This is a genomic window from Halorubrum zhoui (assembly GCF_051194155.1).
GTDB lineage: Archaea > Halobacteriota > Halobacteria > Halobacteriales > Haloferacaceae > Halorubrum.
Window position 1 is genome coordinate 445,728 of record NZ_JBLZNJ010000003.1, and the last position, 26,824, is coordinate 472,551.

29 protein-coding genes and 1 tRNA gene are annotated in these 26,824 nt (G+C 68.8%); 14 read left to right on the plus strand and 16 right to left on the minus strand.

Annotation, left to right across the window (positions count from 1 at the left end):
• Positions 1–23 precede the first annotated feature (23 nt).
• Entirely contained in the window at positions 24–614 is a 591-nt protein-coding gene (locus tag ACNTAO_RS06430; protein WP_435161140.1) for a histidine phosphatase family protein, read from the plus strand.
• A gap of 22 nt (positions 615–636) precedes the next feature.
• Here the strand turns inward: ACNTAO_RS06430 and ACNTAO_RS06435 are convergent, their stop codons facing one another.
• Both ACNTAO_RS06435 and ACNTAO_RS06440 read right to left on the minus strand, forming a co-directional pair.
• Positions 637–1,020, minus strand: coding sequence for a DUF5611 family protein (locus ACNTAO_RS06435; protein WP_435161141.1), 384 nt, complete (start codon positions 1,018–1,020; stop codon positions 637–639).
• Between the two features lie 116 nt (positions 1,021–1,136).
• Complete coding sequence (locus ACNTAO_RS06440; protein WP_435161142.1) at positions 1,137–2,156, minus strand: DUF7093 family protein; 1,020 nt, start codon at positions 2,154–2,156, stop codon at positions 1,137–1,139.
• Between the two features lie 194 nt (positions 2,157–2,350).
• On the opposite strand from ACNTAO_RS06440, the gene ACNTAO_RS06445 reads away from it, so the two are divergent.
• Complete coding sequence (locus ACNTAO_RS06445; RefSeq protein ID WP_435161143.1) at positions 2,351–2,665, plus strand: 2Fe-2S iron-sulfur cluster-binding protein; 315 nt, start codon at positions 2,351–2,353, stop codon at positions 2,663–2,665.
• Between the two features lie 144 nt (positions 2,666–2,809).
• Here ACNTAO_RS06445 and ACNTAO_RS06450 read toward each other — a convergent pair whose 3' ends face one another.
• The gene (locus ACNTAO_RS06450) at positions 2,810–3,004 is read right to left on the minus strand and encodes a cold-shock protein (protein WP_435161144.1); all 195 of its coding nucleotides are present in this window, start codon (positions 3,002–3,004) and stop codon (positions 2,810–2,812) included.
• Between the two features lie 213 nt (positions 3,005–3,217).
• Here ACNTAO_RS06450 and ACNTAO_RS06455 point away from each other — a divergent pair, with 213 nt between their 5' ends.
• Complete coding sequence (locus tag ACNTAO_RS06455) at positions 3,218–3,763, plus strand: hypothetical protein (protein WP_435161145.1); 546 nt, start codon at positions 3,218–3,220, stop codon at positions 3,761–3,763.
• A gap of 4 nt (positions 3,764–3,767) precedes the next feature.
• On the opposite strand, the gene ACNTAO_RS06460 is transcribed toward ACNTAO_RS06455, so the two are convergent.
• A complete protein-coding gene (locus ACNTAO_RS06460; RefSeq protein ID WP_435161146.1) occupies positions 3,768–5,276 on the minus strand; it encodes an amidohydrolase in 1,509 nt (502 codons plus the stop codon).
• A gap of 151 nt (positions 5,277–5,427) precedes the next feature.
• Between ACNTAO_RS06460 and ACNTAO_RS06465 the strand changes: the two genes are divergently transcribed.
• From ACNTAO_RS06465 to ACNTAO_RS06475, 3 genes are all read left to right on the plus strand, one after another.
• Entirely contained in the window at positions 5,428–7,104 is a 1,677-nt protein-coding gene (locus tag ACNTAO_RS06465; protein WP_435161147.1) for an HTTM domain-containing protein, read from the plus strand.
• Positions 7,105–7,207: 103 nt separating this feature from the next.
• The gene (locus ACNTAO_RS06470; RefSeq protein WP_435161148.1) at positions 7,208–8,065 is read left to right on the plus strand and encodes an SDR family oxidoreductase; all 858 of its coding nucleotides are present in this window, start codon (positions 7,208–7,210) and stop codon (positions 8,063–8,065) included.
• Between the two features lie 265 nt (positions 8,066–8,330).
• Positions 8,331–9,692: an NAD-dependent succinate-semialdehyde dehydrogenase gene (locus ACNTAO_RS06475; protein WP_435161368.1), complete on the plus strand. Its 1,362-nt coding sequence runs from the start codon at positions 8,331–8,333 to the stop codon at positions 9,690–9,692.
• A 420-nt stretch (positions 9,693–10,112) separates the two neighbouring features.
• On the opposite strand, the gene ACNTAO_RS06480 is transcribed toward ACNTAO_RS06475, so the two are convergent.
• From ACNTAO_RS06480 to ACNTAO_RS06495, 4 genes are all read right to left on the minus strand, one after another.
• Entirely contained in the window at positions 10,113–10,601 is a 489-nt protein-coding gene (locus ACNTAO_RS06480) for a hypothetical protein (protein WP_435161149.1), read from the minus strand.
• 154 nt (positions 10,602–10,755) lie between these two features.
• Positions 10,756–11,190: a universal stress protein gene (locus tag ACNTAO_RS06485; RefSeq protein WP_435161150.1), complete on the minus strand. Its 435-nt coding sequence runs from the start codon at positions 11,188–11,190 to the stop codon at positions 10,756–10,758.
• A gap of 114 nt (positions 11,191–11,304) precedes the next feature.
• Entirely contained in the window at positions 11,305–11,811 is a 507-nt protein-coding gene (locus ACNTAO_RS06490; protein ID WP_435161151.1) for a universal stress protein, read from the minus strand.
• Positions 11,812–11,926: 115 nt separating this feature from the next.
• Entirely contained in the window at positions 11,927–12,388 is a 462-nt protein-coding gene (locus ACNTAO_RS06495; RefSeq protein ID WP_435161152.1) for a hypothetical protein, read from the minus strand.
• A gap of 105 nt (positions 12,389–12,493) precedes the next feature.
• On the opposite strand from ACNTAO_RS06495, the gene ACNTAO_RS06500 reads away from it, so the two are divergent.
• The 6 genes from ACNTAO_RS06500 to ACNTAO_RS06525 all read left to right on the plus strand — a co-directional run bounded on the left by ACNTAO_RS06500 (position 12,494) and on the right by ACNTAO_RS06525 (position 17,513).
• On the plus strand, positions 12,494–13,096 hold the full coding sequence (locus tag ACNTAO_RS06500; RefSeq protein ID WP_435161153.1) for a metal-dependent hydrolase: 603 nt from the start codon (positions 12,494–12,496) through the stop codon (positions 13,094–13,096).
• 62 nt (positions 13,097–13,158) lie between these two features.
• Positions 13,159–13,803, plus strand: a complete 645-nt coding sequence (locus ACNTAO_RS06505; protein ID WP_435161154.1) for a hypothetical protein — start codon at positions 13,159–13,161, stop codon at positions 13,801–13,803.
• Positions 13,800–14,459, plus strand: a complete 660-nt coding sequence (locus tag ACNTAO_RS06510; RefSeq protein ID WP_435161155.1) for a DUF2238 domain-containing protein — start codon at positions 13,800–13,802, stop codon at positions 14,457–14,459. Before ACNTAO_RS06505 ends, ACNTAO_RS06510 begins: the two co-directional genes overlap by 4 nt.
• Positions 14,460–14,539: 80 nt before the next feature.
• Complete coding sequence (locus ACNTAO_RS06515) at positions 14,540–16,588, plus strand: GAF domain-containing protein (protein WP_435161156.1); 2,049 nt, start codon at positions 14,540–14,542, stop codon at positions 16,586–16,588.
• An 84-nt stretch (positions 16,589–16,672) separates the two neighbouring features.
• Positions 16,673–17,194 (plus strand): Holliday junction resolvase Hjc, encoded by a 522-nt coding sequence (gene hjc, locus ACNTAO_RS06520; RefSeq protein ID WP_435161157.1) that lies wholly within the window; start codon positions 16,673–16,675, stop codon positions 17,192–17,194.
• 106 nt (positions 17,195–17,300) lie between these two features.
• Positions 17,301–17,513 carry a DUF7472 family protein gene (locus tag ACNTAO_RS06525; RefSeq protein WP_435161158.1) on the plus strand — a complete coding sequence of 71 codons (213 nt, stop codon included), beginning with the start codon at positions 17,301–17,303 and terminating at the stop codon, positions 17,511–17,513.
• Positions 17,514–17,528: 15 nt separating this feature from the next.
• On the opposite strand, the gene ACNTAO_RS06530 is transcribed toward ACNTAO_RS06525, so the two are convergent.
• The 7 genes from ACNTAO_RS06530 to ACNTAO_RS06560 all read right to left on the minus strand — a co-directional run bounded on the left by ACNTAO_RS06530 (position 17,529) and on the right by ACNTAO_RS06560 (position 23,665).
• On the minus strand, positions 17,529–18,680 hold the full coding sequence (locus tag ACNTAO_RS06530) for a DNA primase (protein ID WP_435161159.1): 1,152 nt from the start codon (positions 18,678–18,680) through the stop codon (positions 17,529–17,531).
• Positions 18,681–18,750: 70 nt separating this feature from the next.
• Complete coding sequence (locus ACNTAO_RS06535) at positions 18,751–19,548, minus strand: ABC transporter permease (protein WP_435161160.1); 798 nt, start codon at positions 19,546–19,548, stop codon at positions 18,751–18,753.
• Positions 19,545–20,591, minus strand: coding sequence for an ABC transporter ATP-binding protein (locus ACNTAO_RS06540; protein WP_435161161.1), 1,047 nt, complete (start codon positions 20,589–20,591; stop codon positions 19,545–19,547). The genes ACNTAO_RS06535 and ACNTAO_RS06540 overlap by 4 nt, the downstream gene beginning before the upstream one ends.
• A 73-nt stretch (positions 20,592–20,664) precedes the next feature.
• Entirely contained in the window at positions 20,665–20,862 is a 198-nt protein-coding gene (locus ACNTAO_RS06545) for an HVO_2922 family protein (protein WP_435161162.1), read from the minus strand.
• 90 nt (positions 20,863–20,952) lie between these two features.
• The gene (locus ACNTAO_RS06550; protein ID WP_435161163.1) at positions 20,953–21,615 is read right to left on the minus strand and encodes a protein sorting system archaetidylserine decarboxylase; all 663 of its coding nucleotides are present in this window, start codon (positions 21,613–21,615) and stop codon (positions 20,953–20,955) included.
• A gap of 2 nt (positions 21,616–21,617) precedes the next feature.
• Positions 21,618–22,667 (minus strand): AAA family ATPase, encoded by a 1,050-nt coding sequence (locus ACNTAO_RS06555; RefSeq protein WP_435161164.1) that lies wholly within the window; start codon positions 22,665–22,667, stop codon positions 21,618–21,620.
• Entirely contained in the window at positions 22,667–23,665 is a 999-nt protein-coding gene (locus tag ACNTAO_RS06560; RefSeq protein WP_435161369.1) for a lactonase family protein, read from the minus strand. Before ACNTAO_RS06560 ends, ACNTAO_RS06555 begins: the two co-directional genes overlap by 1 nt.
• A gap of 3 nt (positions 23,666–23,668) precedes the next feature.
• Here ACNTAO_RS06560 and ACNTAO_RS06565 point away from each other — a divergent pair.
• Together ACNTAO_RS06565 and ACNTAO_RS06570 are read left to right on the plus strand one after the other, a co-directional pair.
• Positions 23,669–23,742, plus strand: a tRNA-Val gene (locus ACNTAO_RS06565).
• 365 nt (positions 23,743–24,107) lie between these two features.
• On the plus strand, positions 24,108–25,352 hold the full coding sequence (locus ACNTAO_RS06570) for an ethylbenzene dehydrogenase-related protein (RefSeq protein ID WP_435161165.1): 1,245 nt from the start codon (positions 24,108–24,110) through the stop codon (positions 25,350–25,352).
• A gap of 307 nt (positions 25,353–25,659) precedes the next feature.
• Here ACNTAO_RS06570 and tatC read toward each other — a convergent pair whose 3' ends face one another.
• Positions 25,660–26,751: a twin-arginine translocase subunit TatC gene (gene tatC, locus ACNTAO_RS06575; RefSeq protein ID WP_435161166.1), complete on the minus strand. Its 1,092-nt coding sequence runs from the start codon at positions 26,749–26,751 to the stop codon at positions 25,660–25,662.
• Between the last annotated feature and the right edge of the window lie 73 nt (positions 26,752–26,824).

The window sequence follows — 26,824 nt, forward strand, 5'->3', positions numbered from 1 at the left end:
TCGCCGGCGGACGAGGTTCGACCGTGTCTACACTGCTGATCCGTCACGGCGAGACCCGGTGGAACGCGGCGGGGAGAATACAGGGCTGGGCGCCGGTGCCGCTCTCGGACCGGGGCCGCGAGCAGGCGGCGCAGGTCGGCTCCGCGCTCGTAGCCGACGAGGACGTCGACCGGATCGTGAGCTCGGACCTCCGTCGGACACACGAGACCGCGACCGTGATCGCCGAGGCGGTCGGCGCCGACGTCGAGACGGATTCGCGGCTCCGCGAGCGCGACTTCGGCGTCTTCCAAGGGGTGGCTTCTGCGACGTTCTTCGAGCGACACCCGGCCTTCGACCTGCTCGAGGCGGGGGAGGACGCGCTCGCGACCGCACCAGAGAGTGGCGAGAGCTGGCTGGCTGTTCGCGAGCGCGTCCGTGCCGCGGCCGCGGACGTCGCCGACCGACCGGGGACGACCGCCGTCGTCACGCACGTGAATCCGATACGACTGCTCGTCGGCGAGCGCCGCGGGCTGGATCCGATTCGCTCGCTCACCGAGCTCTCGTTCGAAAACTGCAGCGTGAGTGAGATTACCGGCGACGAGGTCGTTCGCGAAGACGACGTCCCGTGGGCGTGATCGTGTCTGTCGTCGCGGTCGCTCAGTAGTCCGGGGCGTCGTCTTCGACGGCCCGCTTGAGCGAGTCACGGCGCGACTTCGCGTCTCGACCGGTCGCTTCGAGGAGAAACTCGTTTTTCGCGTCGACGGCGTCCGCGGCGGCGTCGGCGTTCCCCTCGGCGATGACGTCTTCGGCCGGTCGCTCCTCGAAGTGTACCGCGAGTCGGTCCTTCTTGCCGCTGTACGTCGCCGCACCGGCGACGATTCGGTCGAACACGGGGTTCTCCGGCGTCTCGACCACGTACAGCTCGTTTCCGCCGTATTCTTCGGTTCCCGTGACGGGTCCGAAGTACGCCTCGATAGATCCCTTCAGGTCCGGCATGCGCTCGTCGAGATGCTCCCCGCGACGCATCTTGTACTCCTTCATGCGCCGACCGTTCGACAGGGGTGGGTAAACCAGTTACGTCTCGAAAACCCGCGTCCGAGCGGGTGTCACGCCCGGGACACGCCGGTGGCGGAGGGCGGTCGAGCGCACGATCCCCGTCACTGCGAGCGCTCGGCGACGTACCCGCCTCGGCACTCCGGACACACGTCACCGGCCCGGAGTGAGCTCCCGTCCGTATCCGTGGTCATCTCACACGCCGGACAGTAGTACTCGGTCGGTCCGCGCGGCCGAGTCTCCTCGGCGGACGCAGCACGTCGCTCGCGGGACCGCTCCAATCCGGTGGTCGTGTCGGTTCGCGCCGTCGCGGAAGCCTCGGCTGCCGGGCCACCGACGTACGCCACCGCCTCGTCGCCGGTCTCACCCGCGCTGTGCGACGTCGACGCGTCGTAGCCCTCGTCTTCGGCGTCGTGGGTCGGCCACGAGCGGTGCTCGCCGTCGGTCTCCGCGGACGCCTCCGCGGGCGTGTCGACGGACGGCCACGCGCCGCGCTCGCGGCCGTCGGTTCGATCGACGCCTCCCGTCGTGGTCGCCGAGCCGTCCTCGCCGCTCGCGGGCGATTCGGATTCGAGTATCTCGGCACCGTCGTCGGCCGGGTCCGCGGTCGACCCCTCGCCGGTCGTCGAGCCCGTCGTCGACCCCTCGCCGGTCGTCGGGTCCGCGGTCACCGATCGGCTAGCCGACGCGCCCGCAGCCGTCTCCTCGATGAACTCGACGCCCTCGTCGGTCTCCGGGGTGGCAGTCGACGCCTGCGGGCCGCCCGCGGTCGTCGGTGCTTCCTCCGTGGCCGTCGACGGCTCGGCCGGGGCCGGCTGGTCGGCCGACGATTCGACCGTCGACGAGTCGGCCGCCGGTGGGTCGTCTGTCGACGGCTCCTCGGGCGACGGGTCGTTCGACAGCGTCTCCGTCCTCGTCGGGCTCTCTTCGACGGTCTCTGCTTCGGCGGTGAGCCGCGCCATCGTCGTGACCTCGGTGTTCTCGCTGACGACTCGCGTCTCGCCACAGCGGGCGCACGTCTGGACCTCCCGGAGCGTCGTGACGACCTCGTCGCCGTCCTCGACGCGCTCGCGTTCGATTTCGGGCGCGGAGTAGTCGTGTCCGAGCAGACACTTGAGTCCCATTACACCGTCCTGCGGTGCCGAGGGTAAAAAACGCCCCGTCGACGTCGGACGCCCGGCACACGCGTGAACCCGTCGGTGCGCACACGACGCCACCGGTGTGTGCGTCGGCTCGCCGTGCGGTGTCGCCGACTCGCCCGTCTCTCGGCGTGGATGCCAGACTCTTTGAGGGACGACCGCGTACGCGACGACGTCACATGCCTACCGTATCCTACCAAGGCGAGGAGATCGAGTGCGAGAACGGCGACATACTGCGTGACGTGTTGAAACGGGCCGGGCTCTCCGTGTACAACGGCAACGCAGAGACGTTCAACTGCCGCGGGATGGGGTCGTGCGGGACGTGTGCCGTGAGCGTCGACGGGGAGGTGAGCGAGCCGACGACGAAGGAGTCGGTCAGGCTCTGGCTCCCGCCGCATCACCCGAGCCACGACGTCCGACTCGCGTGTCAGACGCGCGTCGAGGGCGACGTCGAGGTGTCGAAGGGGCGCGGACTCTGGGGACAACACATTTGAGCCCGTACCGGTAGCTCAAGCGTGCAGCGGTGCTCACGGTGTGAAACTACCCCGCGACGGAACGATGTCCCGGTGCGGGAAAAGCCGTATTCGATAGTGATGGGCCGATGCCGGCGCGTGCCGGACGACCCGCGGTGGTCGGGTTTACTGCCGAACGACGTTGCTCGCGCGGGGGCCCTTCGGGGACGACTCGATGTCGAACTCGATCGCCTGCCCCTCTTCGAGGTCCGGTCCGCCGACGTCTTCCATGTGGAAGAATACGTCGTCGTCCGCGTCCTCAGTCGAGATGAAACCGTAGCCGCCAGTGTCGTTGAAGAAGTCAACTTCGCCTTCTGCCATTGCATTCACACAGACGGCCGGTCCGGGTATAACACTTGCGAGTGTACAGGTACCACGGCCATCGCTGGACGTTCGTATTCTGTATCGAACGAAGGACGCACAAATAGTGTCTGTATCGACAACTCCACTGACGAACGACGACCACCCAGTCGGTTCTGTGCTGACACGGGGCGGACACGGACGTTTACAGTTCATGCCGCCGCAGGTACAGTCGTGTCTCGAACTCTCCGCGCGAACGGCCCTGCGCTGCTCGTGCCAGCCGCGTGGCTCGTCGCTGCAGCCACCGTCGTCGGCGTCGTCTCCGAACACGCCCTGTTCGTCGCGCACGTGGTGATGAGCGTCCTCCTCGCCGCCTTCCTTCTCGGATCGCGCGGTGAGATGGTGGCCGGCGCCCTCCGGGTCTGGAAGGTGATCATCCTCTTCGGCACACCGGTGACGCTCGCCGGTGTCGCCGGGTTTCTGGCGCGTGACGGCGTGATCGCGGCGCCCGCAACGCCGCTTTTGGCGACCGCCTTGTACGGCTGGATCCTCTTGCCCGCAGTCGGGCTCGCGCTCACTGGTCGACGCGTGCGGCAGGCGGCGAGCGCGTACGCCATCGGCGCGGGCGGGTGTGTCGTCGGGGCGGTCGCCGTCGCGCTCGCCGGGTCGCCGACGGCGGTCGCCGCCGGGATCGGCGTCGTCGGCCTCGGTCAGACGGTCGGCATCCTCGCGGCGACGGTCACCGGTCCCCCGAGTGCCTCACCCACGCCCGTCGACTGACGGTTCAGTCGTCGTCGGTCGCGCTCGCGCCCTCGTCGGCCGCACTCGCGTCGCCGTCGGCCGTACTCGCGTCACCCCGACGTGTCGCGTCGATCCCCGGCTCGAACGTGGGCCGCTCGACGCCGAGAAGCGCGTACGGGTCGGCGTCCGCCGGCATCGGTGACTCGTAGTCGTCGGCACCACCACGGCTCTCGAACTCGTCGGTGACCGCCGCGCGGAGGTCGTCGTCGGTGAGGAGTCGGAGGAGGGTTCCACCGATCGTCTTCGCGGCGTACAGCATCCCTTCGGTGCCGGTCGAACCGCTCGCGGCGACCGCCTGCCAGGAGTGTGCGGGCGTCCCGACCGGCCACGTCGCGGTCGTCATCCGCCCGAGCGGGACCAGCTGGCTCACGTCTCCGGAGTCGGTCGAGTACGACCCGACCGTTCCGGCGTCGACCGCGTCGATTGGCTCGGTGAAGTAGGCGACCTCACTGGCCCGGTCGCGGTCGGCTGGCTCGAGGTCGGCGAGCTGTCCGGAGACGTCGCCGAGCGACGCGCGCAGGTCGTCGGCCAGCGGGTCGTCGACGGTGAATCCGCCGAGTTCGGCCATCGTCTCGCGGATCGCGTCCCCGAGCGCCTCGTTCGGACGGACGCCGTACACGCCGCTGGTCTTCGTCACCTCGACGTCGACGTCTGCCATGAGCGCCGCGCCGCGTGCTGCGTCCTCGAACCACGCGCCGACGGTCTCGACGAGCTCGCGACTCGGCGCTCGCACGAGGTACTCGGCTTCTGCCTCCGGTGGCACGACGTTCGCGGCGTCACCGCCGTTCGTGATCACGTAGTGGAGTCGAACCGGGTCGGGCACGTGCTCGCGCATGTACTCGACGGCGGTGTTGAGCAGCTGGATCCCGTCGAGTGCGCCCCGGCCGGCCTCGGGCGCCGCGGCCGCGTGCGAGGAGGTCCCCTCGGCGGTCACGGTGAAGCTATCGACGGCCAGACACGACCCCTTCGTCGGGGCGTTGTACCAGCCCGGGTGCCAGGAGACGACCGCGTCGACGTCGTCGAACGCCCCGGCGCGAGCGAGGTACACTTTCCCGGAACCCGCCTCCTCGGCCGGCGTGCCGACGTACACGACGGTCCCCGCGACGCCCTCGTCGATCGCGTCTGCGACGGCGAAGGCGGCTCCGAGCGACCCGACCCCGAAGAGGTTGTGGCCACAGCCGTGGCCGGCGCCGCCCGGCTCGACCGGGTCCCGCGCTGCGCTCACGCGCTGTGAGAGTCCGGGCAGTGCGTCGTACTCGCCCATCGTCGCGACGACCGGATCGCCGTCGCCGTACCGAGCGAGAAACCCCGTCTCGACGTCGCCGACGCCCACGGTGACGTCGAAGCCTCGGTCGTCGAGGGCCGTGACGAGTCGCTCGGCGGCGTACGTCTCTTCGAACGCCGTCTGCGGGTGTTCCCAGATGTCGCGCGCGAGCGCGGTGAGCTCGTCGCGGCGGGCCTCGACCGAATCGGTGACGTCGTGGAGGTCCATGTGGGCACCTCACACAGGTCCCGCAAAAAGCGTTCGGCCCCGGCCAGATGAGCCCGGTATCGTGGGAGTCGACGCGCCGGCGTGCGCCAACAGGTATACCTTCGCCCGAGGTGATCGGTCACGCACTCGCACCGATATCGGTCGAGACCCCATGTGCGCGGCGGACCCGACGGCCGACGACACGCTGCAGTCGACGAGCGACGACGTCTCCACAGACGCTTCTGAGTCACGCTGGAGGCGCGTCCGCCGGGCCGCTCGTCGCGTGATATGGACCCGCGTGGCCGTCGACACGCGCTCGCTCGCGGCTGTGCGAATCGGCCTCGCGGGGACCTTTCTCGTCGATCTCGGCTGGCGAGCCGGGAGTCTGAAGCGGTTCTACACCGACGCCGGTGTCTATCCGCTCGCCGTCCACGAGGCCGCCTACGGAGAACTCGCCCGCCTCTCGCTGCACGCGCTCTCTGGGGCCGTCTGGGTCCAGTGGGTGCTCGTTCTCCTCGCGGCGATGCTCGCGCTCGCGTTCGGGCTCGGCTATCGCACCCGACTCACCGGGGCGCTCTCGCTGTTGTTGCTACTCTCGGTTCACGTCCGCAATCCGGCGGTACTCAACGGTGGCGACCGACTGCTCCGCGTGTTGTTCGTCGTCGCGCTCGCGACACCGCTCGGCGAACGGTGGTCGGTCGACGCGCTTCGTCGGGGGTCAGCTCGCGAGCGCGTCGCGACCGCCGGGACGACCGCGCTCCTCGCACAGCCGCTCGTCGTCTTCGCGATCAACGCCGTCGAAAAACACGCCGGGTCGACGTGGTACGGCGGCGACGCCCTCGCGATCGCGCTCGCCAACGCGGCGATCGCCACGCCGCTCGGGGCCGCAGTCGCCGACCACGGTGGGATCGCAACCGCGCTCACCTACGGGTGGGTCGTGTTGCTCGTCGGTGCGCCCGTCCTGCTGCTCGCCCCCGTAGGGCGGTATCGCCTCGTGAGCGTGGCAGCGTATCTGAGCGCGTTCGTCGGGATGGCGCTCTCCGTCTCGGTCGGGGTGTTCCCGCTCGCGCTCACGACGGCGGTGCTCGCGTTCGTCCCGACGGCCGGGTGGGAGACGCTCGCTCGACACTGGCCGTCAACGTCGAGTCGCTGGCGGCCGTCTCCGTCGGCGCTGGGTCCTCTCGTTCGGCAGCCGGTCGGACGGCGGGTCCTCGGGACGCTCCGGCAGCAGCAGGGCGGGCCGTCCAACGATGCCTCCGCAGAGCCGACGCCCGCAGAGCCGACGTCCGTAGAGCCGACGCCCGCGGAGCCGACGTCCGCAGAGCCGACGTCCGCAGAGCCGACGCTCGCCGGTGGACGAGTCCTCGCGACCGTGTTCGGATGGGTCGTGTTGGCGTGGCTGCTCGTCTTCGCTGCGGGTACCGTCGGCGCAGTCGACCTGCCGGACCGGCTCGACGACGACCGCGTCAACCAACAGCGATGGGGGCTGTACGCGCCGGACCCGACGACCACCTACAGCTGGTACACGACGGCGGTACGGCTCGCGAACGGCTCGACGGTCCGGGTCGGGGACGAGAGGGCAGACCGGCCACCGGACCACGGAGCCGTCTACCCGAGCGTCCGTCACCGCAAGTTCATGTCCGCCGTCGGCCGAGCGGCTCCCGACGGTCCGGTCGCGATCGGGTACGCCGACTGGGCCTGTGAGCGAGTGGCCGTGAGACACGACGCGCCGGTCGAACGGATAACGGTGGTTCGGGTGACACAGGAGGTCGCCGCCGGTGGTCCGGCCGGGTCGCCGACGAGTCAGCCGGTCGTCGAGCGCCCGTGTGCAGTCGAGGCGAACGGGTGATGGGTCTGGGGTCGGGAGCCCGGCCCCGATAGGCTTTGACCGTCGATGACGTACCGACGGGTGTGACTCACACGATCGATCGATGCGTCCGCCGGAGGAGCCGATGAGTGCGCCAGCGCCCACCGACGAGACGGCCGACGACGAGGCGGCCGACGACGAGGCAGTCGACGACGAGACGGCCGACGACGAGGCGGTCGACGACGAGACGGCCGACGACGAGGCGGTCGACGACGCACCAGTCGTCGTCGTGACGGGCGCGAGTGCGGGTATCGGTGCGGCGACGGCACGCCGACTCGCGACCGACGGGACGCGCGTCGTGCTCGCGGCTCGGCGGGCCGAGCGACTCGAGACGGTGGCCGACGACTGCCGATCGGCTGGCGTCGAGACGGCCGTCGTCCCGACCGACGTCACGGACCGCGCGGCGGTCGAGGCGCTGTTCACCGCGGTCGAAGAACGGTTCGGGCGATTAGACGGCGTCGTCGTCAACGCCGGCATCGGCGAGGAGCACACCGACGCGGTCGACGCGCTTCCGGTCGAACAGTTCGAGGCGGTGACCGAGACGAACGTCCACGGGGCCTTCTACACGACCCGGGCGGCGCTCCCCGCGCTGCGCGAGCACGGCGGGACGGTCGTGTTCGTCGGTAGCTACAAGGGTATCTACCCGAGCACGTCGAGTCCGGTGTACGCCGCCTCGAAGTGGTGGCTCCGAGGGTTCGCGAAGAGTGTCGCCGGGCAGGTCGGTCCCGACGGCGTCGCCGTCACGATCGTGAACCCCACCGGCGTCCGCACCGAGTTCGGCTCGGAGTTCCGCGACCGACCGAACGCCGAGGCGCTCGACCCGGCGACGACCGTGGGTGTCGACGACGTCGCCGACGCGATCGCCTTCGCGCTCGCACAGGACCCGCCGACGGCCGTCGCCGAACTCGACCTCTTCCGACGGGACATCCACGAGCGGTTCTGAGCGGGTAGCGGAGCCGGTAGCGTGGTGTGAAGCCGGTGACGGGTGCGCGAGATGGAAACCCGCACGTAACTGTATGCACTTACGTCACCCGCGTCCGGACGGACGTCCTCATTGACGCACACGTCGCACGTGCTAGCCGTGTCACTCGTGGGTGTCGACTGGATTCGAGCGGGTTGGCGCGCTCTGGTGGGGCCACTATCGGTTGCCCCTTGACACACGTTTATCTCACCGACGCCCCTCACACTCCGGTGTCTCTATGGAACCAATCACGGCGGTGAACCCGGCCACCGACGAGACGGTCGAGACGTACGAGCCGGCCACGGCGGCCGACGTCGAAGACGCGCTCGCCCGTGCCGACGAGGCGTACGACTCGTGGCGCGATCGCCCGATCCGCGAGCGTGAGGCGCACCTCGAACGCGTCGCGGAGCTCCTGCGGGAACGAACCGACGAGTACGCCGAGTTGATGACGCGCGAGATGGGGAAGCCGATCGCACAGGCGCGAGCAGAGGTGGAAAAGTGTGCGTGGGGGTGTGACCACTACGCGCAGCACGCGAGCGCGTATCTTTCGGCTGAGCACTACGCGAGTCCGCCCGGAACCACGGCCAAGACCGTGTACGACCCGCTCGGTGTCGTCCTCGCCGTGATGCCGTGGAACTTCCCGTTCTGGCAGGTGATCCGCTTTGCGGCGCCGTACCTCACCGCCGGAAACGTCGGCGTGCTCAAACACGCCTCGAACGTCCCCGGCTGTGCGCTCGCCCTGGAGCAGCTGTTCCGCGACGCCGGGTATCCGGAGGGCGTCTTCCAGTCGGTGCTCGCACCCTCGGACCTCGTCGACGACATCGTCGCCGACGACCGCGTCCAGGCGGCGACGCTGACCGGCAGTGGGCCGGCCGGCCGCGCCGTGGCGTCGACAGCCGGCGATCGGCTCAAAAAGACCGTCCTCGAACTCGGCGGAAGCGACCCGTTCGTCGTGCTCGCGGACGCCGACCTCGAGGCGGCCGCCGAGCGCGGCGCGTGGGCACGCAATCAAAACGGCGGCCAGTCGTGTATCGCCGCCAAGCGGTTCGTCGTCGTCGACGACGTCTACGACGCGTTCGTCGACCGACTCGTCGACGAGACCGAGGCGCTGACCGTCGGCGACCCCCTCGACCCGTCGACGGACGTCGGCCCGCAGGCGAGCCCCCGGTTCCTCGAGACGCTCCACGACCAGGTCACTGCGAGCGTCGAGGCGGGCGCGACGGTCCTCACGGGCGGCGAGCCGCTCGACCGAGACGGCGCCTACTACCCGCCGACGGTCCTCGCGGACGTGCCGGCGAACTGCCCGGCCGACACCGAAGAGCTGTTCGGTCCCGTCGCGTCGGTCTACCGCGTCGCCGACGAGGACGAGGCGGTCGCGGTCGCGAACGACACGCGGTTCGGCCTCGGTGCGAGCGTCTGGACGACAGACCGTGCGCGCGGCGAGTCGCTCGCCCGCGAGATAGACGCCGGCTGCGTCTACGTGAACCAACTGGTCAAATCCGACCCGCGCGTGCCGTTCGGTGGCGTCGGCGAGTCGGGCTACGGCCGCGAGCTGTCGGCGATTGGCATCCAGGAGTTCGTCAACCGAAAGACCGTCTGGGTGGAGTGAGCGGGCGTCTCGAGGGGGTCTTCGGTGAATGGTTTCGTGGCTGGAATGCGTGGTGCGTATTCGTGTCTGTGAGGGCAATACTCGACCGGTGAGAGTGGCTGTGTGAATACGACGGCTCCGCGGCATCCGGACACCAAGTAACCGCACCCTCCTCAATACGTGTCCATCGGTGGACGCGTGAAGACGCCGACTCCGCGGCATCCGGACACTAATTAGCCACACCCTCCCCAATACGTGTACGACGGTGGCTCTGTGACGGACGTGACGCTACAACACACGGACACAAATTAGCCACACCCTCCCCAGCCGATTCGCTCGTCGCCCACGGGCGACTCGCTCATCCCTCGCACGCGCTCGTGAGCACGCCTCCGGCGCGCTCACGAGGCGCGCGCCACCGCGGAATTCTGGTGTGTGATCGCGTCAGGCGTCGGATCTTCGGTCGCTTCTGACGGTACTGCCGAGCACGAGGGCTCCGGCGATGATCACGAGGTTCTTTACGATGTACTGGCCCTCGACGGTCAGTGCGTGGGGGAAGGTGGCGTAGACGACGTCCGGGAGCAGCACCATCGGCAGGAACGTCCCCGGCAGCTGGAACGCCAACAGCAACAGACCCACACGGGTCAGCGGCGGGTACAGCAGACACACGCCGATGAGCACCTCCCACACCCCGAGGATCGGCACGAAAATCGAGGGCGGGACGACGTACACCGTGGAGGCCACGAGGTCGGCCGCCGGCGACACGCCGAGCACCTTCAGCGCGCCGAACCAAACGAACACCACGCCGACGGCGACCCGCAACGCCGGAATACTCCACCGGTCCATCACGGACGCGATGGTTGCATCGAGCGCGTCGAACCGCTCGCGATACGACGAGATGCGATCGTTGTCCCCGCGATTGGAGGTCGCCATGAGATACTACATCTGCGGGCTAGACGGGCTAAAACCCTTCTACGTGCCGATCGACCGTGTACGTTCGCCGTGGTGAGAGACCGTGTCCAACGAGCCGTGTCCGATGAGCGTGAGGGTGCGGTCGCTCGTCCGCTCCTACCGACTCGTCACGGGCTCACGTCTCGTCTGGACCGGTCACGGCGATGACGGGCACGTCGACGGTTCGGATGACCCGCTCCGTCACCGATCCGAGGAAGTGTCGGCTCACGCCCTCGCGACTGTGGGTCGCCATCACCACGGCGTCGATGTCGTTGTCGTCGACGTAGTCGGCTATCGCTCGGTGGACCGTTCCCGACATCACCGCGGTCGTCGTCTCGACACCGCGGTCGGCGCCGGCCGCGGCGACGCGCTCGACCGCCTCCTCGCCAAGCCGTCGGATGTCGGAGACCGCTTGCGGATACTTGCCGTCGATGTGTTCGAGCGGCCCGCTGTCGGTCACGAACAGGCCGTGTACGCGCGCATCGCACACGGCTGCGAGGTCGGCCGCCTCTTCGATGGCCGCCTCGGCCCGATCGCTCCCGTCGGTCGGTGCTAGTATGTTTGAGTACATGCACAACTCTACACGACTAATCGATATAAAACCTCCCGTCACGCGCGGTCGGGGCGTCGTCGCGTCGACGCGGCGAGTGGGTCGTGACGGCGTCGGCGTCCGCTCGGTCCTATCTCAGTCGCCGCCCGCGCGTACGGTCAACACCGGGACGTCGGCGAGCCTGACGACCTTCTCGGTGACGCTCCCGAGCAGGTACTTGTCGAGTCCCGTCCGGCCGTGTGTCCCCATCACGATGGCGTCGACGTCGTGCTCGTCTGCGTACGCCAAGATCACCTCGTGGGGCGTGCCGCTCTTGACGACGGTCTCGGTCTCGACGTCGCCGAACTCCTCGCTGGCCGTCTCGACGAGCTCGGCCGCGCGCGCTTTGACCTCCGCGTGCAGCTCCGCGGTGCCCTCACGCTCGTCGGCCATCCCACCCGGCCCGCCCGAGACCGTTCCCACCATGCCGGAGGGATTGTCGGTCTGTGGGTCGCTGCCCAGTCCGATCCCCGGCGGCCGGGTGTCGATGCTGTAGAGCACGTGCACCGTCGCGTCACAGAGGTCGGCCAACGCGTTCGCCTCGTCGAGTGCCGCGCTCGCGCCATCACTGCCGTCGGTCGGGAAGAGGATGTGATCGTACATTGGTCTCACCCGGGCGATCCCCGGACGATACTGTACGCTCTCTTGCATGTTAGCTGTTGTGATCGTTCATGTACGTCGACAGGTCCTCACTGCCGGTGAGCGCGGCCGTCGGACCTCACCCGAGCCGGTGTGTCCCGACGAAGGTCGTAGTCGTCTCGTCGGACCCGACGGTGATCTCGACCGTCACCCAGCCGCCGGCTGTCCGCACCCGGGTCACGGTGCCGTCGTCCCAGCCGGCCCGGTGCGTCAGCGTTCGCGTTTCACCGGGTTCGAGGTCACCGACAAGATCCGTCCGCGTCCAGAGTGGGACTCCCTCGGCCGTCTGTCCGGCGTAGACGGCCGCCCGAACCGAGACGTTCTGTGCGAGCGTCGATCGCGTGTTCGTGAGCGTGAGGTCGGCGGCCCCACAGCGCGGCCCGCACAGCCGCGGCTCGCCCACGTCGAGTGCGACGTGGTCCGCGTCGTCGGCAGCCGTCGGCTCGACGGTCACCTCCGCGCCCATCGTCGCCAGCGATCCCGGCCCGAGCGCGTACACGCCCGCAGCACCGAGAAGGACCACGAGCAGGAGCCAGCGCATCGTCGCCTCTACACGCCGCCTGCACAAAGTCTCTCGGGACGGTCTCTCACCTCACCGTCGGCCGCCCGACGTACATATGTCGTCCGAGCACGTAGTAGAGGCGATATGATGCTCCCGACACACGCGATGGTCGGGCTGGCGCTCGCGACACCGGTGTCAGTCCTCGCTCCCGAGGTCGCTCCCGCCGCGCTGACGGGCTCGCTCGCGGGGAGCGTCGCGCCGGACCTCGACCTGTACGCGGGACACCGGCGCACGCTCCACTACCCGACGCTGTACGCGCTGGTCGCGTTCCCGGCGCTCGTCGTCGCGCTCCTCGTCCCGGCCGCCGTGAGCGTCGCCGTCGCCGCCGTCTTCGTCGCCGCGACGGTCCACTGTCGGATGGACCGGTACGGCGGGGGACTCGAGCTACGTCCGTGGGAGGCGACGTCCGAGCGAGCCGTCTACGACCACGTTCGCGCGCGGTGGCGCCGACCGAAACGGTGGATCCGGTACGACGGCTCGCCCGGCGACCTCGCGGCGCTCTCTGCGCTGGGGATCCCACTCTGGGTCGTCCTCGACGGTCCGTTCCAGCTCGTTGCTGGACTCGCGCTCGCCGTTGGCGGCGTGTACGCCCTGCTTCGTCGTCGGCTCGCCTCGCTCGCACCGGCGGTCGTCGGGTACGCCCCGAGCCGACTGCGTCGGTACGTCCCCGACCGGTATCGGCCGTGAACGCGTGGCGGTGACGAGTCCCCCCGCGTCGTTTTGTGTCGGCACGCCGAACGCCTCAGTGTATGGGTGACGACGGCGAACCGACCGATCGTCCGGACGTGCTCGCACGGCTCCTGCGAGAGGGACGACGCAACGCCGTCCTCGCGTGGGTACTGGTCGGCGCCCTCGGGGTCGTCTTCGTCGGGAGCGTCCTCGACCGCGACGTCGGGTGGAGCGTCTTCGTCGCGGCCACCGGCGCGATCGTCCTCGTCCCACCGGTCGCCGCGCGGTCGTGGTGGGCGATGCTTCCCTGGGAGCTCCTCGCGCTCGCGCTCGCGCCTATCCTCACTCGCGGACTCGCCGGCAGCGACGTCGGCACCGTCGGTGCGTCGCTCTCCGTGGCCGGGTTCGCGCTCGTCGTCGCCGTTGAGCTCCGGGCGTTCAGTTCGCTCCGACTCACCCGGTGGTTCGCCGTCGTCTTCGTCGTCTGTACGACGCTCGCGTCGGCGGGCGTGTGGGCGATCGTTCGGTGGACGCTCGATCGGTGGGCCGGGACGACGCTGCTCGTCACCCCGGAGGGGTCTGCCGACGCGGCGAACGATGCGTTGATGATCGAGTTCCTCTGGGTGACACTCGCCGGGCTCGCGGCCGGTCTGCTCTTCGACGCGTACCTGTCGCGACGGGACGCACAGCTTCGCCGGCGGATCGAGGCGGTGATCCGACGGTGAGCCCGCCGCTCGCCGCAGTTCGTCGTCGGTCGCTGCCGCGTCCCTCGGTACGCACCCAACGGCGGCTCACCCGTCTCCTTCAGGCCGTGCTGGTCGCCATCGTCGCCTACGGGATCGTCTACTCGCGGCCGAAAGCCATCACGAACGGGTGTCTCGCGCTCGCGGTCACCGCCTCCCCGGCGCTGCTCGAGCGCAACTACGCGGTTCCACTCGACCCCTGGTTAGGCCTCTGGGTCACGCTCGCCGTGCTCGCGCATACCCTCGGGTCGGCGGGGTTGTACGCGACCGTTGGGTGGTGGGATCACCTCACGCACGCGCTGTCAGCGACGATCGTCGCGGGCGTCGGCTACACCGTGACACGCGCGCTGGACGTCCACCACGACGACATTCAGCTGCCACGCCGGTTCGCATTCGCGTTCATCCTCGTGCTCGTGATGGCGTTCGGCGTCGTCTGGGAGCTCTTCGAGTTCGGCCTCGACGTCCTCGCCGCGCGGACCGGAGTCGACATGCCACTGGCACAGCACGGACTCGACGACACGGTCGGCGACCTCCTGTTCAACGCTGCGGGTGCCGTCGTCGTCGCGGCGTTCGGCCAGGCGTACCTCTCTGGGACGGTCGACGCGCTCCTCGAGGTGCTCGAACGGGGCTCGGGGTGAGTCCGGAGCGGACTCCTCGTCGCGTCCGTGCCCGGGCGGACGCAACTATTATTACCGCCTGCTCGCATGCTACGGTGCGTATGGGCGACCCCGACGAGCCGATCGACGTCCTCCACGTCGAGGGCGACCCGGGGGTCACAGCGCAGACCGCGGCGCGACTCGAGCGAGCGGCCCCTCGAATCGGCGTCCGGACCGCTCCCGACGCCGCGACGGCGATGAAAACGCTGCGTGCACACGCGGTCGACTGCGTCGTCACCGAGTGCGACCTCCCCGACCGCAGCGGGGTCGCCTTCCTCGAGGCCATTCGAGAGCGGTGGCCCGAGCTGCCGGTCATCGTCCTCGGCGAGACCGACGACGAGACCGTCGTGTCCGACGCCATCGACGCGGGCGCCACCGACTGGTTCCGAAAGGAGGCCGAACGAGACACCCTCCTCGCCGCCCGGATCTGCCGCGCGGTCGACGCCGCCCGGACGCGCCGACAGCTGGCCGAGCGGACGCGCCGGCTCGAGGCCCTCGGCGAGCGAACCCACGCGCTCACCTACACGCAGACCCCGGCCGAGACGGCCCAGCTGGCGGTCGACACCGCCGACGACCTCATCGACGCGCCGCTGACGGGCGTCCACCTGTTGAACGCGGACGAGACCCGGCTCGAGCTCGTCGCACACGCGGACGCCGTCCTCGAACTGTTCGACGAGCCACCGGCGTACGACCGGTCGAACGAGCCGGGCTCACGCGCGCACCTCGTCTGGGAGGCGTTTCGCTCGGGTGAGCCGATACGGCTCACGGAGACGACCGGTGACGACCGCCTCACGGAGTCGACGCCGGCAGAGAGCGTCGTGTTACACCCGATCGGCGAACACGGCGTCTTCGTCATCTCCTCGCCGGCGGCCGCAGAGTTCTCCGAGACGGACGTCCTCCTCGTCGAGATTCTCGCGAACCAACTCGAAGCCGCACTCGACCGCGTCGACCGCGAACAGACGCTCAAGACCCGCGAGCACCGGCTCGAGCGCCTCCACGACGCGACCCGCGGGCTGATTTGCGCCGACTCGCGGCAGGCTATCGCCGAGGAGGTGGTCCGAGCGGCCGAAGACATCCTCGGGTTCTCAGTCGTCATGGTCAGGTTCTACGACGACGACCGCGGCGGGCTCGTCCCGATGGCGGCCTCCGAGGCGGTCGGCGAGCTGTTCGCAGAGCGGCCGGTGTTCACGCCCGACTCCGGCAGTCTCAACTGGGCGTGTTTCGACGCCGGCGAGACGCGGGTGTACGACGACATCGAAGCCGACACGACCGCGGTCGACCGCGGCAGCGGACTCCGAAGCCTGATGATCCTCCCACTCGGCGAGTACGGCACCATCTCCGTCGGTGAGACCGTCGAAGAGGCGTTCGACGCGACCGACGAGTTCCTCGCCCGCATCCTCGCAACTGCGACGGAGACCTCACTCGACGAGCACGCGCGCGAGGACGAACTGCGGCGTCGTCGTGACGAGCTGGAGCGCCAGAACGAGCGGCTCCAGGAGTTCGCAGACGTCGTGAGCCACGACCTCCGGAACCCACTCACCGTCGCGACCGGGAGGCTATCGCTCGCCAGAGCGGAGTGCGACTCCGAGCACCTCGAGACCGTCGAGCGCGCACACGACCGCATGGACGAGCTGATAGACGACCTGCTCACGCTCGCGCGCGCCGGCGACGTGATCGGCGAGCCCGAGTCGGTCGACCTCGACGCGCTCGCCGAGGCGTGTTGGGGACAGGTGAGCACGCGCGAGGCCGCGACGCTCGAGGCTGCGGCCGACGCCACGATCGTCGCCGACCGAACGCGGCTCCGACAGCTCCTCGAGAATCTGTTCCGGAACAGCCTCCAACACGGGCGGACGGACGAGACGGTGCCACTCACCCTGCGGATTCGGACCCACGAGGACGGCTTCTCGGTCGCCGACGACGGCGACGGTATTCCCGCGGCCGACCGCGAGAGCGTGTTCGAGGCGGGGTACTCGAGTCACCCCGACGGGACGGGGTTCGGCCTCCGGATCGTCGACCAGGTCGCGACGGCCCACGGCTGGGACGTGCGCGTCGAAGAGAGCCCCGCCGGGGGCGCCCGGTTCACCGTGTCGGGCGTCGAGTTCGTAGAGTAGGGGGCGCAGCCGCCGTCCGATTCGCGTGGACAAGCCGTCGCGCTTTTAGGTGTCTCACGGCTACACGGCGCGTGATCAGCCGAGGTGAGCACCGACGTGTCGGCGAGTCGTAAAGGGGACCGCCGGGAGCGCGAGCTGGTCAACGCGCTCGACGAGGCGGGATTCGCCGTGATGCGGGCGCCCGCGAGCGGCGCAGCCACGGAGCGCGAGCTACCCGACGTGCTCGCCGGCGACGGCGAGACGTTCTACGCCATCGAGGCGAAGTCGAGCGCTGGCGACCCGATCTACCTCTCGGGTGAGGAGGTGGAGTCGTTGTTGTACTTCGCACAGAACTTCGGTGCGAAAGCGCGCATCGCCGTGCGGTTCGACCGCGAGGACTGGTACTTTTTTCACCCCGGTGACCTGTACACCACCGACGCCGGGTCCTACCGCGTGAAGAAGGAGACCGCTCTCGCCGACGGCACCGATTTCCCCGAGTTCGTCGGCGAGACGCGAAAGGTCACCCTGGACGCGGTCGGAGCCGATCCCGACGCGGAGCGCCGCACGGTGTTAGAGGCCGTCCGCGACGGCCACATGCCGGTCGACGAGGCTCTCGACGTGTTGTGAGCGGCACACAGCGTTCACCGATTGGACCGACGGCACGGCGACGCCGTCGCCCAGCTGCGACGGGCGCCATCGAAGTTCTTTTTTAGTGCGGATAGAAATCGAGAGCATGGAAATCGATGCGGAGCTGCGTCGACAGATCACCGTCTCGCTTCTCGCCGCGGCGGTGTTCGTCGCCGGGCTCGTCGCCATCGGCGTGACGTTCGACGGCTCGTCGCTTCCCGAGGCCGGCGCGCTCGCGCTGGTCGGGCTCCTCGCCGGGTTCGTCCTGTTGATGGCGCTCGTCGGCGCGTACCTCATGCGCGCGAACGACGACACCTGAGTCCGTGCTGCCGTATCACTCGATGTGGCCGCCGTCTGGCACCGCGTCCTCGGCCGACTCCGTCACGCCGGCGGCGTCGCGCCAGTCGGTGAGGTCGTCGTCGGCCGCCTCGACCGCGGCCTCGTAGTAGCCGAGCGGGTCCGGCGCGACCCGCATGTGGTCGTCCTCGTTGTGACAGATGCCGAGCTTCGCGAGCGTCTCACACGTCGGCGGCGGATACTGCGTCCCGCGGTCGTCGGCGAGATACGCCGTCTGATAGCGAATCCCCTCGGCATCGAGGCTCGTCGCCGCACAGAACGCGACGACTTCGTCCGGCGACATCCCGATGCCGACGAGAAACGCCATCAGGGCGAAGCTCTCGGTCGCCGAGAGGTGGACGTCGCGCTCGGCCTTCTCGATCAGGTTCTGCATACACGGCGGGAACAGCGCGGGGACCACCACGTCGACCGGGGCCGCGTACGAACGCTCCCGGAGCAGCCGGCGCAGCTCGTCGACGCGTGCGGCCAGCTCCGAGCGGATCACGCCGTCGTCCGACAGTTCGAACGGGAGCCCGTCGCGGACGCGTCGTTCGATGGCCGTCTCGAGCGCGCGCAACAGCTCCTCGCGGTCCACCCGGACGGCCCCGTCGGCGAGCGGTCGGTTGACGAGCCGCCACGCGTCTCCCCACGCGGGGTCGGCGAGACGGAGGTACGCGCCGACGTCGACCCAGTAGTCGGTCGGCTCCCGCCCGCGTCGTGCCGGCTCCGCGACGACTGCCGTCTCCAGGTCGAACTCGGCTAAGACCGTCTGTAGGTCGACGGTCGGCGTCGCCGTCGAGGCGAGCGCGTCGTCGCTCGCGAGGTCCGCTTCGATCCGCTCGCGGGCGGTCGCCGCCTCGGCGGCGGCGTACTTGTCGATCGCGGGCGCAGCGTCGAGTAGCGAGACGAGGATCCGTGCGATCGGGTACGAGAGGAGCTCGGCACGGGCGTCGTGGTCGACGGCGTCGCGGCCGAACGCACCGGCCGCGGGCTCGACGGTGCCCTCTCGGAGCGCCCGCTCGACGCGCTCGCGGGCCCGCTCGACGGCCGGTGCATCGTCGGCGACGAGCGCCGGCAGTGACGCCGAGGCACCGGCGACGGCGTCGCGGGCCCCCTCGAAGAACGGATACTTCGCGTGGAGCGCGTCCATGTCCGCACGCTGGTTGTGAGCGCCCGCGAATAAGCGGTACGGTCCGGGGCGAGCCTACGTCGTCCGTCGCTCACTCTGTGAGCCCGTAGCCGCGAGTGAAGAGCGCCACGTCGACGGCTGCGGCGATCGCGGTCATCGCGACGAGGACGAGAAACGACCGGACTGGGTCGACCTCGGCGACGCCGAGGAAGCCGTAGCGAACGCCGTTTACCATGTACACCATCGGGTTGAAAAGCGAGACGTCGCGCAACAGCGGCGTGAGGTCCTCAAGCGAGTAGAACACGGCTCCGAAGAAGACGAGCGGCCGGAGGATGAACTGGTTCATAACCGTGAGGTCGTCGAAGTCGTTCGCGAGGAGCCCCCCGATCACGCCGAGACTTGCAAACAACAGCGTGATGACGAGGAGGAACCCGAGCAGGTACAGCGGTCGCTCGAGCGGAACCGGCTGAAACAACGCCGACACGATCCCCCACCCGATGGCGGCGACGAGCCCCCCGACGAGCAGTCCGCGGGTCGCAGCCGAGAGGACGTACGCCCACACCATCCCCGTGTACGACAGCGGCGAGGTGAGCACCTCGTCGATGTACTCGTTCCATCTGCCGTGAAAGATGGAGAAGGAGGCGTTCTCGAAGCTGTTCGACACCGCCCCGAGCACGACGAGTCCGGGGAGAATGAACAGAATGTACGGGACCCCAGCGATCGTGCCGACGCGCTCGCCGAGGATCACCCCGAACACGGAGAAGTAGAGCACGTTCGTGATGAACGGTGGCGCGAACGTGTTGCTCGGTCGCCGGAGAAACCGCAGGATCTCTCGTTTCGTGAGCGTGTAGAAGCCGGTGAGGTCGACAGACCGCGCGCTGCTGCTCATCGAGTCCCTCCGTCGCGCGCCAGCGTCGCAGACCGGTCGTCGTCGGCAGCGTCGCCGCCGACCTCAGTGGCGTCGTCGCCGGTGGCGAGAGCCCCGTCACCGGCGTCTTGACCCGTCGGACGCGTCATCTCGACGAACACCTCCTCCAGTGAGGTCCGCTCGATCTCCATGTCGAGGATGCCGTAGGCCGCCTCGTCGAGCGCGCGAACGAGATCCGGCGCGACGAGTCCACCCTGGCGGGCGGTGACGGTGATCCGGTCGCCGTCGACGTCGACGGCTTCGATCCGGTCGTCGGTGGGGACGGCCGCTTCGAGCGCGGCCCGTGAGGTCGGCGGGTCACGCAGCGTCACGACGACCCGGTCGGCACCGCGGTCCATCAACTCGTCCGGTGACGCGACGGTTCGCACCTGTCCGCCGTCGAGAATCGCCACCTCGTCACAGAGTCGCTCCGCCTCCTCGATGTAGTGGGTAGTCAAGAGGACGGTCGTCCCCGCTTCGTTCAGTTCCGTCACCAAGTTCCAGAGGTCACGCCGGAGCTGAACGTCCACACCGGCAGACGGCTCGTCGAGGATGAGCAGGTCCGGGTCGGTCACCAGCGCCCGTGCGATCATGAAGCGTCGTTTCATGCCGCCAGAGAGCCAGTCGAACCGGGTGTCTCGTTTGTCGTAGATGCCCACCTGTTCGAGGGCGCGCTCGGCCCGCGCCGCGGCCTCCTCGCGGGGGACGCCGTGGTAGCCGGCCTTGTGTTCGAGCACCTCGTGGATCGGGAAGAAGCGATCGACATTAAACTCCTGGGGAGCGAGTCCGATGCGGTCGCGCGCCTCCCGGTAGTCGGCTTCGACGTCGTGACCGAACACCCGCGCCTCGCCGCCCGTCGCGCGGACGAGCCCGACGAGCACGTTGATGAACGTCGTCTTTCCCGCGCCGTTCGGTCCGAGCAGGCCGAAAAACGATCCGTCGGGGACGGTGAGCGACACGCCTCGGAGCGCGTCGACGTCCCCGTAGCTCTTCTGAAGGCTCTCGACCTCCAGTGCGTTCGTCATACCGGATCGGTGACCCGCGAGCGGGTTAAGCAACTCCGTTCGCGTCCGCCATCGTCGGTAGCGGGAGGCGACCTCAGTGGTCGACCGTCTCGACGGGTGCGTCGGCCGCGTTCGTCTTCACGCTCTCGATGCCGCCTCGAGCGCGCTGTTTCGAGGCGTACCCCTCACCGGAGTCCGCGATGACGTTGCCGTTGTCGTGAACGAGCCGCCAGCGCCACTCGTCTGCGGTGTCTTCGTACATCTCGAAGGTTGCCTTGCTCGTGTCACTCATCACGATAGACCTGCGGTCAGCCGACACTAAGTGGTTTCCCCGCGCGGCCCGACGCTGCCTCTGCGATTGCCCCTCGTCGCCGTGACCGACTCACTCGTCGTCGGGACTCTCCTCGGCCTCGGTCGGCAGTTCGGCGACGATCGTCTCACCGGCGCGAACGTCGTCGCCCGGGGCGACGAGCAGGTCCTCACGGTCGACCGCGGCAGGGAGGACGACGTCGGCACGCGATCCGAACGAGACGTGGCCGACGCGGTCACCGCGCTCGAGCTCGTCACCCACCTCGACGTGCGGGTGGATGCGCCGCGCGAACCAGCCGGCGATGACGATCACCTCGTAGGCACCGAGGTCTATCACCACCTGCTCGTTGCGGTCGGACTCCTTTGTGAAGGCGGGTCGGTTCGCGCCCGGCCGGTGACGGACCTCGCGGACCGTTCCGGCGATCGGCGCGCGGTTGACGTGGACGTCGGTGACGTTCATGAACACGCCGACGCGGAGCCGCGTCCCTTCCTCGCTGACCACCTGCACGGTCCCGTCGGCGGGTGAGACGACGGCTCGATCCGGGCCCGGTGGTGTGCGGGTCGGGTCCCGGTGGAACCAGAGGACCCCGATCGTGAGCGCGGCGAACCCGATCCCGACCGGGGGGGCGAACGGCAGGGTCACCGCAGCGAGCAGCCCGGGAACCAGCGCGAGCCGCCAGGCCGCCTCGACCACCGGGAACGGCACGACCGTCGCCAGTGGTGGGGCACGGCGCACGGTCACGCCTCCGCCGGCTCGTGGAAGCCGGCCCGGAGATCGGTTCGTCCGGCCGCCCACGCTGCGAGCAGGTGCGTGAGGTGGAGCCGGTCGTCCGTCCCGTCGACGAGGTCGAGGTCCGCCTCGCCGGCGAGCGCGTGGAGTCGGGCGAGGTCCGCGCCGGTGTACGCCGACCCGGCGCGCGCCGCTCGGAGCATCGCACGGAGTAGCCCCTGCCCGTCGTAGCCGCCCTCGTCGAGCAGGTCGTCGAGCGTCTTCCGGGCGTCCTTCAGCTCTCCTGCGCGGGCGGCGGCGAGCGCCTCGCGGATCGTGTCCTCGTCGCCGACGTCGCCGAGGGTCTCGTAGGCCGCCGTCATCGTCACGGCGTCGCCCTCGACGGCCGTCGTCTGTGCGGTGAGGATCGCCCGGCGAAGGTCGCCGCCGGCGGCGCTGGCGACGAACTCGAGACCGTCTTCGTCGTACGTGACCTCTTCGCGCTCGCAGATGGTCGCGACGACGTCGATGATCTCGTCGGTCGTTGGTGCACGCAGCCGGATCGGGAAACACCGTGAACGAATCGGCGCGATGAGTTTCGACGGCTGGCGGGTCGCGATCACGAACTGGGTCGTCCGGTGGTGTTTCTCCATCACCCGCCGGAGCGCCTGCTGGAAGTCCTCGCGGATCGCCTCGGCGTTGTCGAGCACGATCGTCTTGTACGACCCGGACATGGGCGCGTAGGCGGCCGACTCCGTCAGTACGTGGTGTATCATGTCGCGTTTCGCCATGCGGCGTTTCCCGGCGAGAAAGCCCTCGAACCGGGGGTCCGTCCGGATCTCTTTTTTCGTCCGACCGAAGAAGTCCGCCACGTTGAGCTCGACGAGGTCGCTCTCGGGCTCGGCGTGTGCCTCCCTGGCGAGCGCGCGAACCGCCGCCGTCTTTCCGACGCCCGGGGGTCCCTGAACCACCAGATTCATCGGCTCGTCGACGGCTCGTCTGAGGTGATCGCGGGCCTCAGCCTGACGGATCTCGGATAGGTCCGGCGCGTGCGTGTCGATCCACAGCGGTCCGTCCATTACCGGGTACTCGGTGGTCGGTGCTGAAGAATCGGTCGGTACGGACCCCCGGCCGCGGACACGAACCGGAGACACGACGGAGACGGTGCGGTGAGCGTCGTCGTCGGTCGCGAGCGGCTCCCGCGGTGGCGGTCGAGCTGGTGTGAGACCACGTCGTCGCTCCGCGTGTGACAGGCGAAGAGGCGGTCTCCGTGCGGGTGGACTCCGATGGCTCGTGGGTAGCGCCCGCCGGACGGGGTGACCCCGACGCGCTCGATCCGACTCAAGACGTGCGTACGCGCGAACGTGGCGATCGAATCGTGTCCCCGGTTCGAGGCGTAGACGTACGACCCGGACGGGTGGACGCGCACGTCTGCTGCGATGGTGTCGGCGGCGTCGACGTCGTCGGGGACCGTGGCGTGCGTCTCGACGATCGTCGGACGACGGGGATCTGCGAGGTCAAGCACGGAGAGCGTCGCGTCGAGCTCACAGAGTAGGTAGCCGACGTCGTCGCTCGGGTGGACGGCGAGATGCCGAGGACCGGATCCCGGCCGACACGCGAGCGTCCCGGCTGGGACGGGGCGGAGCGTCCCGTCGGCTCGCGACAGCTCGTACACGGCCACCCTGTCGGCACCGAGGTCTGGGACGTAGACGAGGTCGTCCGTGACGAACGTGGCGCTGTGTGGGTGAGCCGACGCCTGACGGTCCGCCCGTGGCCCGGAGCCGGTGTGGACGCGTTTGTCGCTCGGCGCTGCGAGCGAGCCGTCCGGCTCAATGGGCAGCACGGCCACCGACCCTCCGGTGTAGTGGGAGACGAGGACGTAGGCTCCCCGTGGGTCGACGGTCACGTGGCACGGTCCCGCGTCGCCGGTGGCGGTCTCTCCGAGCCGTTCGAACGCGCCGGTCGACGGGTCGACACGGTAACTGACGACCCGCCCGGCGTGTGCGAAAGCGTTTCGACGGACGACCCCTGCCGAGTCAGACAGAAACCGTTTTTGCCGCGCGCGCGATTCTCCCAGTGAGGGCTCGTGGTCTAGTTGGTTATGACGCGGCCTTTACAAGGCTGAGGTCGGTGGTTCGAATCCGCCCGAGCCCATCCCGGCGGCGAACATGGTGAGCCGGCGGGTTATGTGTCCGAGGGCGGTTCGAACCCTGTCAGTCGCGCGCAGTGAACGAAGTGAACGAGCACGTTTGAGTTTGGTTCGAATCCGCCCGAGCCCATCCCGGCGGCGAACATGGTGAGCCGGCGGGTTATGTGTCCGAGGGCAGTTCGAATCAGGGAACGAGAGGTGAGCGAGCACGTCTGAGTTCGGATGCGTGTAGAAGCCTGACCCGACTGAGCACCGACACCGGAACGCGGCTGTCACCTGTCGTTGATGACTCGTTGTCGTATACCCATGTAAACTTATGACAATGTAGTACGAGCAAAGTGAGTTGGCTATCATACGATGCGGTAGGTCAATGAATAACGACTGGATGCCGGCCGAAAACAAAAAGCAGCTTCGGACGCGGGTGGGACACGACCGGGAGCGATTGCACTTCCAGTTTCGGTGGGACCAACCTGACCCCGGCGGCTGGATCCATGACATGCTGGTCTACAACGAGGGCGAGTGGCGACAGTTTGCCGACCCGTCACCGTGGGTGAGCGACGACGACGGCCACACCGGGTTCTACGAGGACCGTCTGAGCTTCTTCCTCGACGACGGGAGCGTTCGTGGGTTCGAGGAGTTCGCTGGATGGCTGACGACTCACCAGGGGATGCGCTCTCTACCGAGCGCAGCGTCTCCAGCTGAGGTCACGTCGCACCCCCACTACGGCGATCGGCTCGGGAAGTCCGATATTCGGAAGTTCCTCCCGCAGGCATGTGCCGGCGAGTGGTGGGAGGGCAACTGGCGAGAGGTTCGCTCTCCCGAGGAGCTGCAGGCGATGAAGGCTCGCGGTGAGTTCCTCGACCTGCCGATGTGGCGCGCACACCGGTCCGACCCGGTCGGATACGGGACTGATGCTCACGTCCTCGACTATCGGCACGCCGACGACGGCCGTCGAACCTACACAAGCCAAGGGTGGACATCGGACGCAGGGCCCGAGCTGATGTTCGACCCGGGCATCGTGGACGGAGGCGCGCTCGATTACCACGCTGTTTCGGCCGGCGAGTTCCCCGCACAGGGCTCGGGAACGTACGCGCTTACACCGGACGTGACCGTCCCGTTCGACCCAGATGTGGCCGAGTGGGAGAGCGCGATGATTCCCCGACGCCCCGTCCGCGAGCCCAGCGGAAGTGCTGCCGACTGGACTGCCTCAGGAACGTGGACCGGAGACGAGTGGGTCGTCACGATGTCACGTCCACTGGCAACTAATGATCCCTCAGACACCACACAGCTGTCTCCGGGCGAGACGTACCTGTGGGCACCCGCGATTCACCACGGCGCCGGCAAGCGCTGGCATTGGGCTGGCTACACCCACCGGCTCGGTCTCGGAGAGACTCCCGAGCGGACAGCGGATCTACCGCCACCCCTGACGGCTCACGAGATCGACTCTGCAACCACTGCGGCCGATATCGACTGGGAGAGACTTCCCGTCCACACGACGCCGCTGGTCTTCCCAGGAGTCAGCTCCTGGACGGACCTCGTGAACGGACAACAGGCTGCAGCCATCCGGAACCTAGAGACCACGATGTGGGAGCTTCACGGACAAGCGGAGGAGTGATCGCCGGTCGAACAACACGACCGCCGGACGCCAATTGACCACGCCCTCCCCAGCCGATTCCGCACGTATGTGTTGACTGGGTGAACAGCACGACTGCACGACCGCCGGACGCCAATTGACCACGCCCTCCCCAGCCGATTCGCTCGGTGGCTTCGCCACCTCGCTCATCCCTCGCACGCGCTCGCGGACACGCCTCCGGCGGCCCGCGAGGCGCGCGCCACCGCACAGGGGGGTGGAAAGGCGTTGAGTCGACCGGTGCCGGCTGACCCGCTAGCGGGTGATCGGCGTGAGAGAGTCCGGCTCCGTCTTATCGTCCGGTCCACCGGAGGGCCGCGAGCGTGCCTTCGAACAGGGCGATCATCGTCAGCGTGACGATGATTGGGGCCATCCCGGTGGGGTCGGGGCTGAACAGGAACGCAATTCCGAGGAACGTCCCCCAGAAGATGAGCCGCTTCTGCTCGAGCCACCGGCGAGTGACGAGGTCCATCATGATGGCGAGCATGATGAAGAGGGGTATCTGGAACACGATCGCCATGAACGCCAGGAGGATCACGATCAGGTTGAACGTCTCCGCGAGCCCGAAGGCGATTGTGGCGGCGTCACTCGTGTAGGTGGTGAAATACGAGAATATCGCGGGCAACACGAGGAAGTGTGCAAACGCGATCCCGATGCCGCCGAGTACGAGACTCGTCGGCACCGCCGCGAGGTAGTACCGGCGCTCGTTCGCGTACAGCCCCGGTCGCATGAACCGGTACGTCTCGTAGACGAACGCCGGCAGCCCGACGACGACGCCGGCGAGTCCGGCCACCTTCAGCCGCGTGAGCGGCAGTTCGAGCGGACCGTACAGACGCGGTCGGTTCTCCAGTGGCGCCGGAATGTGGTACCCCCAGAAGTAGTTGATGAGCTCGGTCGACTCGGTGACGACGACGAGCGTCGCGAGCCCCCCGACGAGGAACACCACCGCGAGCCGACGCATCATCTCTTCGATGTGCGCGGCGAGCGGCATCTCCTCGTCGGACTCCGGACCGGCGACGCCCCCGACGTCGTCCGGCGCGTCGACGGGCTCTGCGGCCGACGCACCCGCGGTCGCCGCCTCAACCGACTCCGGCGGCCCACCGGTCGTGGTCGCCGCCTCGGCCGCGTCGTCGGCGGCCGACGGCATTCCGCCGTCGCCACGGCGTGCGCTCTCCCGGTCGGCTCCCTCGTCGTCGGGTGACCGTGCGTCGGTGGCAGCTGCCGCCCCGTCGGTGTCGCTCGATTCGTCGTCACTCGATTCGTCGCCGCGAGTCGACGCGTCGCCAGCCGGCGTCTCGGCCGCCGCCGGCCGATCGGCGTCGGACGGCTGTGGGTCCGTCGACAGCGCTGACGGCTCCTCGGGCGGCCGGTCGTCGTCTGGCATTCACCGTAGAGTCGCCACCGGGTGATTATAGGCCTTGTTGGATAGCGGCGGGCGTGGTCGAAAAGGTTGATAA

Bases quoted from the DNA above. Each gene is read 5' to 3' on its own strand.
- ACNTAO_RS06485 (WP_435161150.1), bottom strand. From the start codon at position 11,190: ATGTACTCAAACATACTAGCACCGACCGACGGGAGCGATCGGGCCGAG.
- ACNTAO_RS06470 (WP_435161148.1), top strand. From the start codon at position 7,208: ATGAGTGCGCCAGCGCCCACCGACGAGACGGCCGACGACGAGGCGGCC.
- ACNTAO_RS06450 (WP_435161144.1), bottom strand. From the start codon at position 3,004: ATGGCAGAAGGCGAAGTTGACTTCTTCAACGACACTGGCGGCTACGGT.
- ACNTAO_RS06465 (WP_435161147.1), top strand. From the start codon at position 5,428: ATGTGCGCGGCGGACCCGACGGCCGACGACACGCTGCAGTCGACGAGC.
- ACNTAO_RS06530 (WP_435161159.1), bottom strand. From the start codon at position 18,680: ATGGACGCGCTCCACGCGAAGTATCCGTTCTTCGAGGGGGCCCGCGAC.
- ACNTAO_RS06540 (WP_435161161.1), bottom strand. From the start codon at position 20,591: ATGACGAACGCACTGGAGGTCGAGAGCCTTCAGAAGAGCTACGGGGAC.
- ACNTAO_RS06535 (WP_435161160.1), bottom strand. From the start codon at position 19,548: ATGAGCAGCAGCGCGCGGTCTGTCGACCTCACCGGCTTCTACACGCTC.
- ACNTAO_RS06460 (WP_435161146.1), bottom strand. From the start codon at position 5,276: ATGGACCTCCACGACGTCACCGATTCGGTCGAGGCCCGCCGCGACGAG.
- ACNTAO_RS06480 (WP_435161149.1), bottom strand. From the start codon at position 10,601: ATGGCGACCTCCAATCGCGGGGACAACGATCGCATCTCGTCGTATCGC.
- ACNTAO_RS06555 (WP_435161164.1), bottom strand. From the start codon at position 22,667: ATGGACGGACCGCTGTGGATCGACACGCACGCGCCGGACCTATCCGAG.
- tatC (WP_435161166.1), bottom strand. From the start codon at position 26,751: ATGCCAGACGACGACCGGCCGCCCGAGGAGCCGTCAGCGCTGTCGACG.
- ACNTAO_RS06570 (WP_435161165.1), top strand. From the start codon at position 24,108: ATGAATAACGACTGGATGCCGGCCGAAAACAAAAAGCAGCTTCGGACG.
- ACNTAO_RS06440 (WP_435161142.1), bottom strand. From the start codon at position 2,156: ATGGGACTCAAGTGTCTGCTCGGACACGACTACTCCGCGCCCGAAATC.
- ACNTAO_RS06515 (WP_435161156.1), top strand. From the start codon at position 14,540: ATGGGCGACCCCGACGAGCCGATCGACGTCCTCCACGTCGAGGGCGAC.
- ACNTAO_RS06445 (WP_435161143.1), top strand. From the start codon at position 2,351: ATGCCTACCGTATCCTACCAAGGCGAGGAGATCGAGTGCGAGAACGGC.
- ACNTAO_RS06500 (WP_435161153.1), top strand. From the start codon at position 12,494: ATGATGCTCCCGACACACGCGATGGTCGGGCTGGCGCTCGCGACACCG.
- ACNTAO_RS06490 (WP_435161151.1), bottom strand. From the start codon at position 11,811: ATGTACGATCACATCCTCTTCCCGACCGACGGCAGTGATGGCGCGAGC.
- ACNTAO_RS06435 (WP_435161141.1), bottom strand. From the start codon at position 1,020: ATGAAGGAGTACAAGATGCGTCGCGGGGAGCATCTCGACGAGCGCATG.
- ACNTAO_RS06525 (WP_435161158.1), top strand. From the start codon at position 17,301: ATGGAAATCGATGCGGAGCTGCGTCGACAGATCACCGTCTCGCTTCTC.
- ACNTAO_RS06545 (WP_435161162.1), bottom strand. From the start codon at position 20,862: ATGAGTGACACGAGCAAGGCAACCTTCGAGATGTACGAAGACACCGCA.
- ACNTAO_RS06505 (WP_435161154.1), top strand. From the start codon at position 13,159: ATGGGTGACGACGGCGAACCGACCGATCGTCCGGACGTGCTCGCACGG.
- ACNTAO_RS06495 (WP_435161152.1), bottom strand. From the start codon at position 12,388: ATGCGCTGGCTCCTGCTCGTGGTCCTTCTCGGTGCTGCGGGCGTGTAC.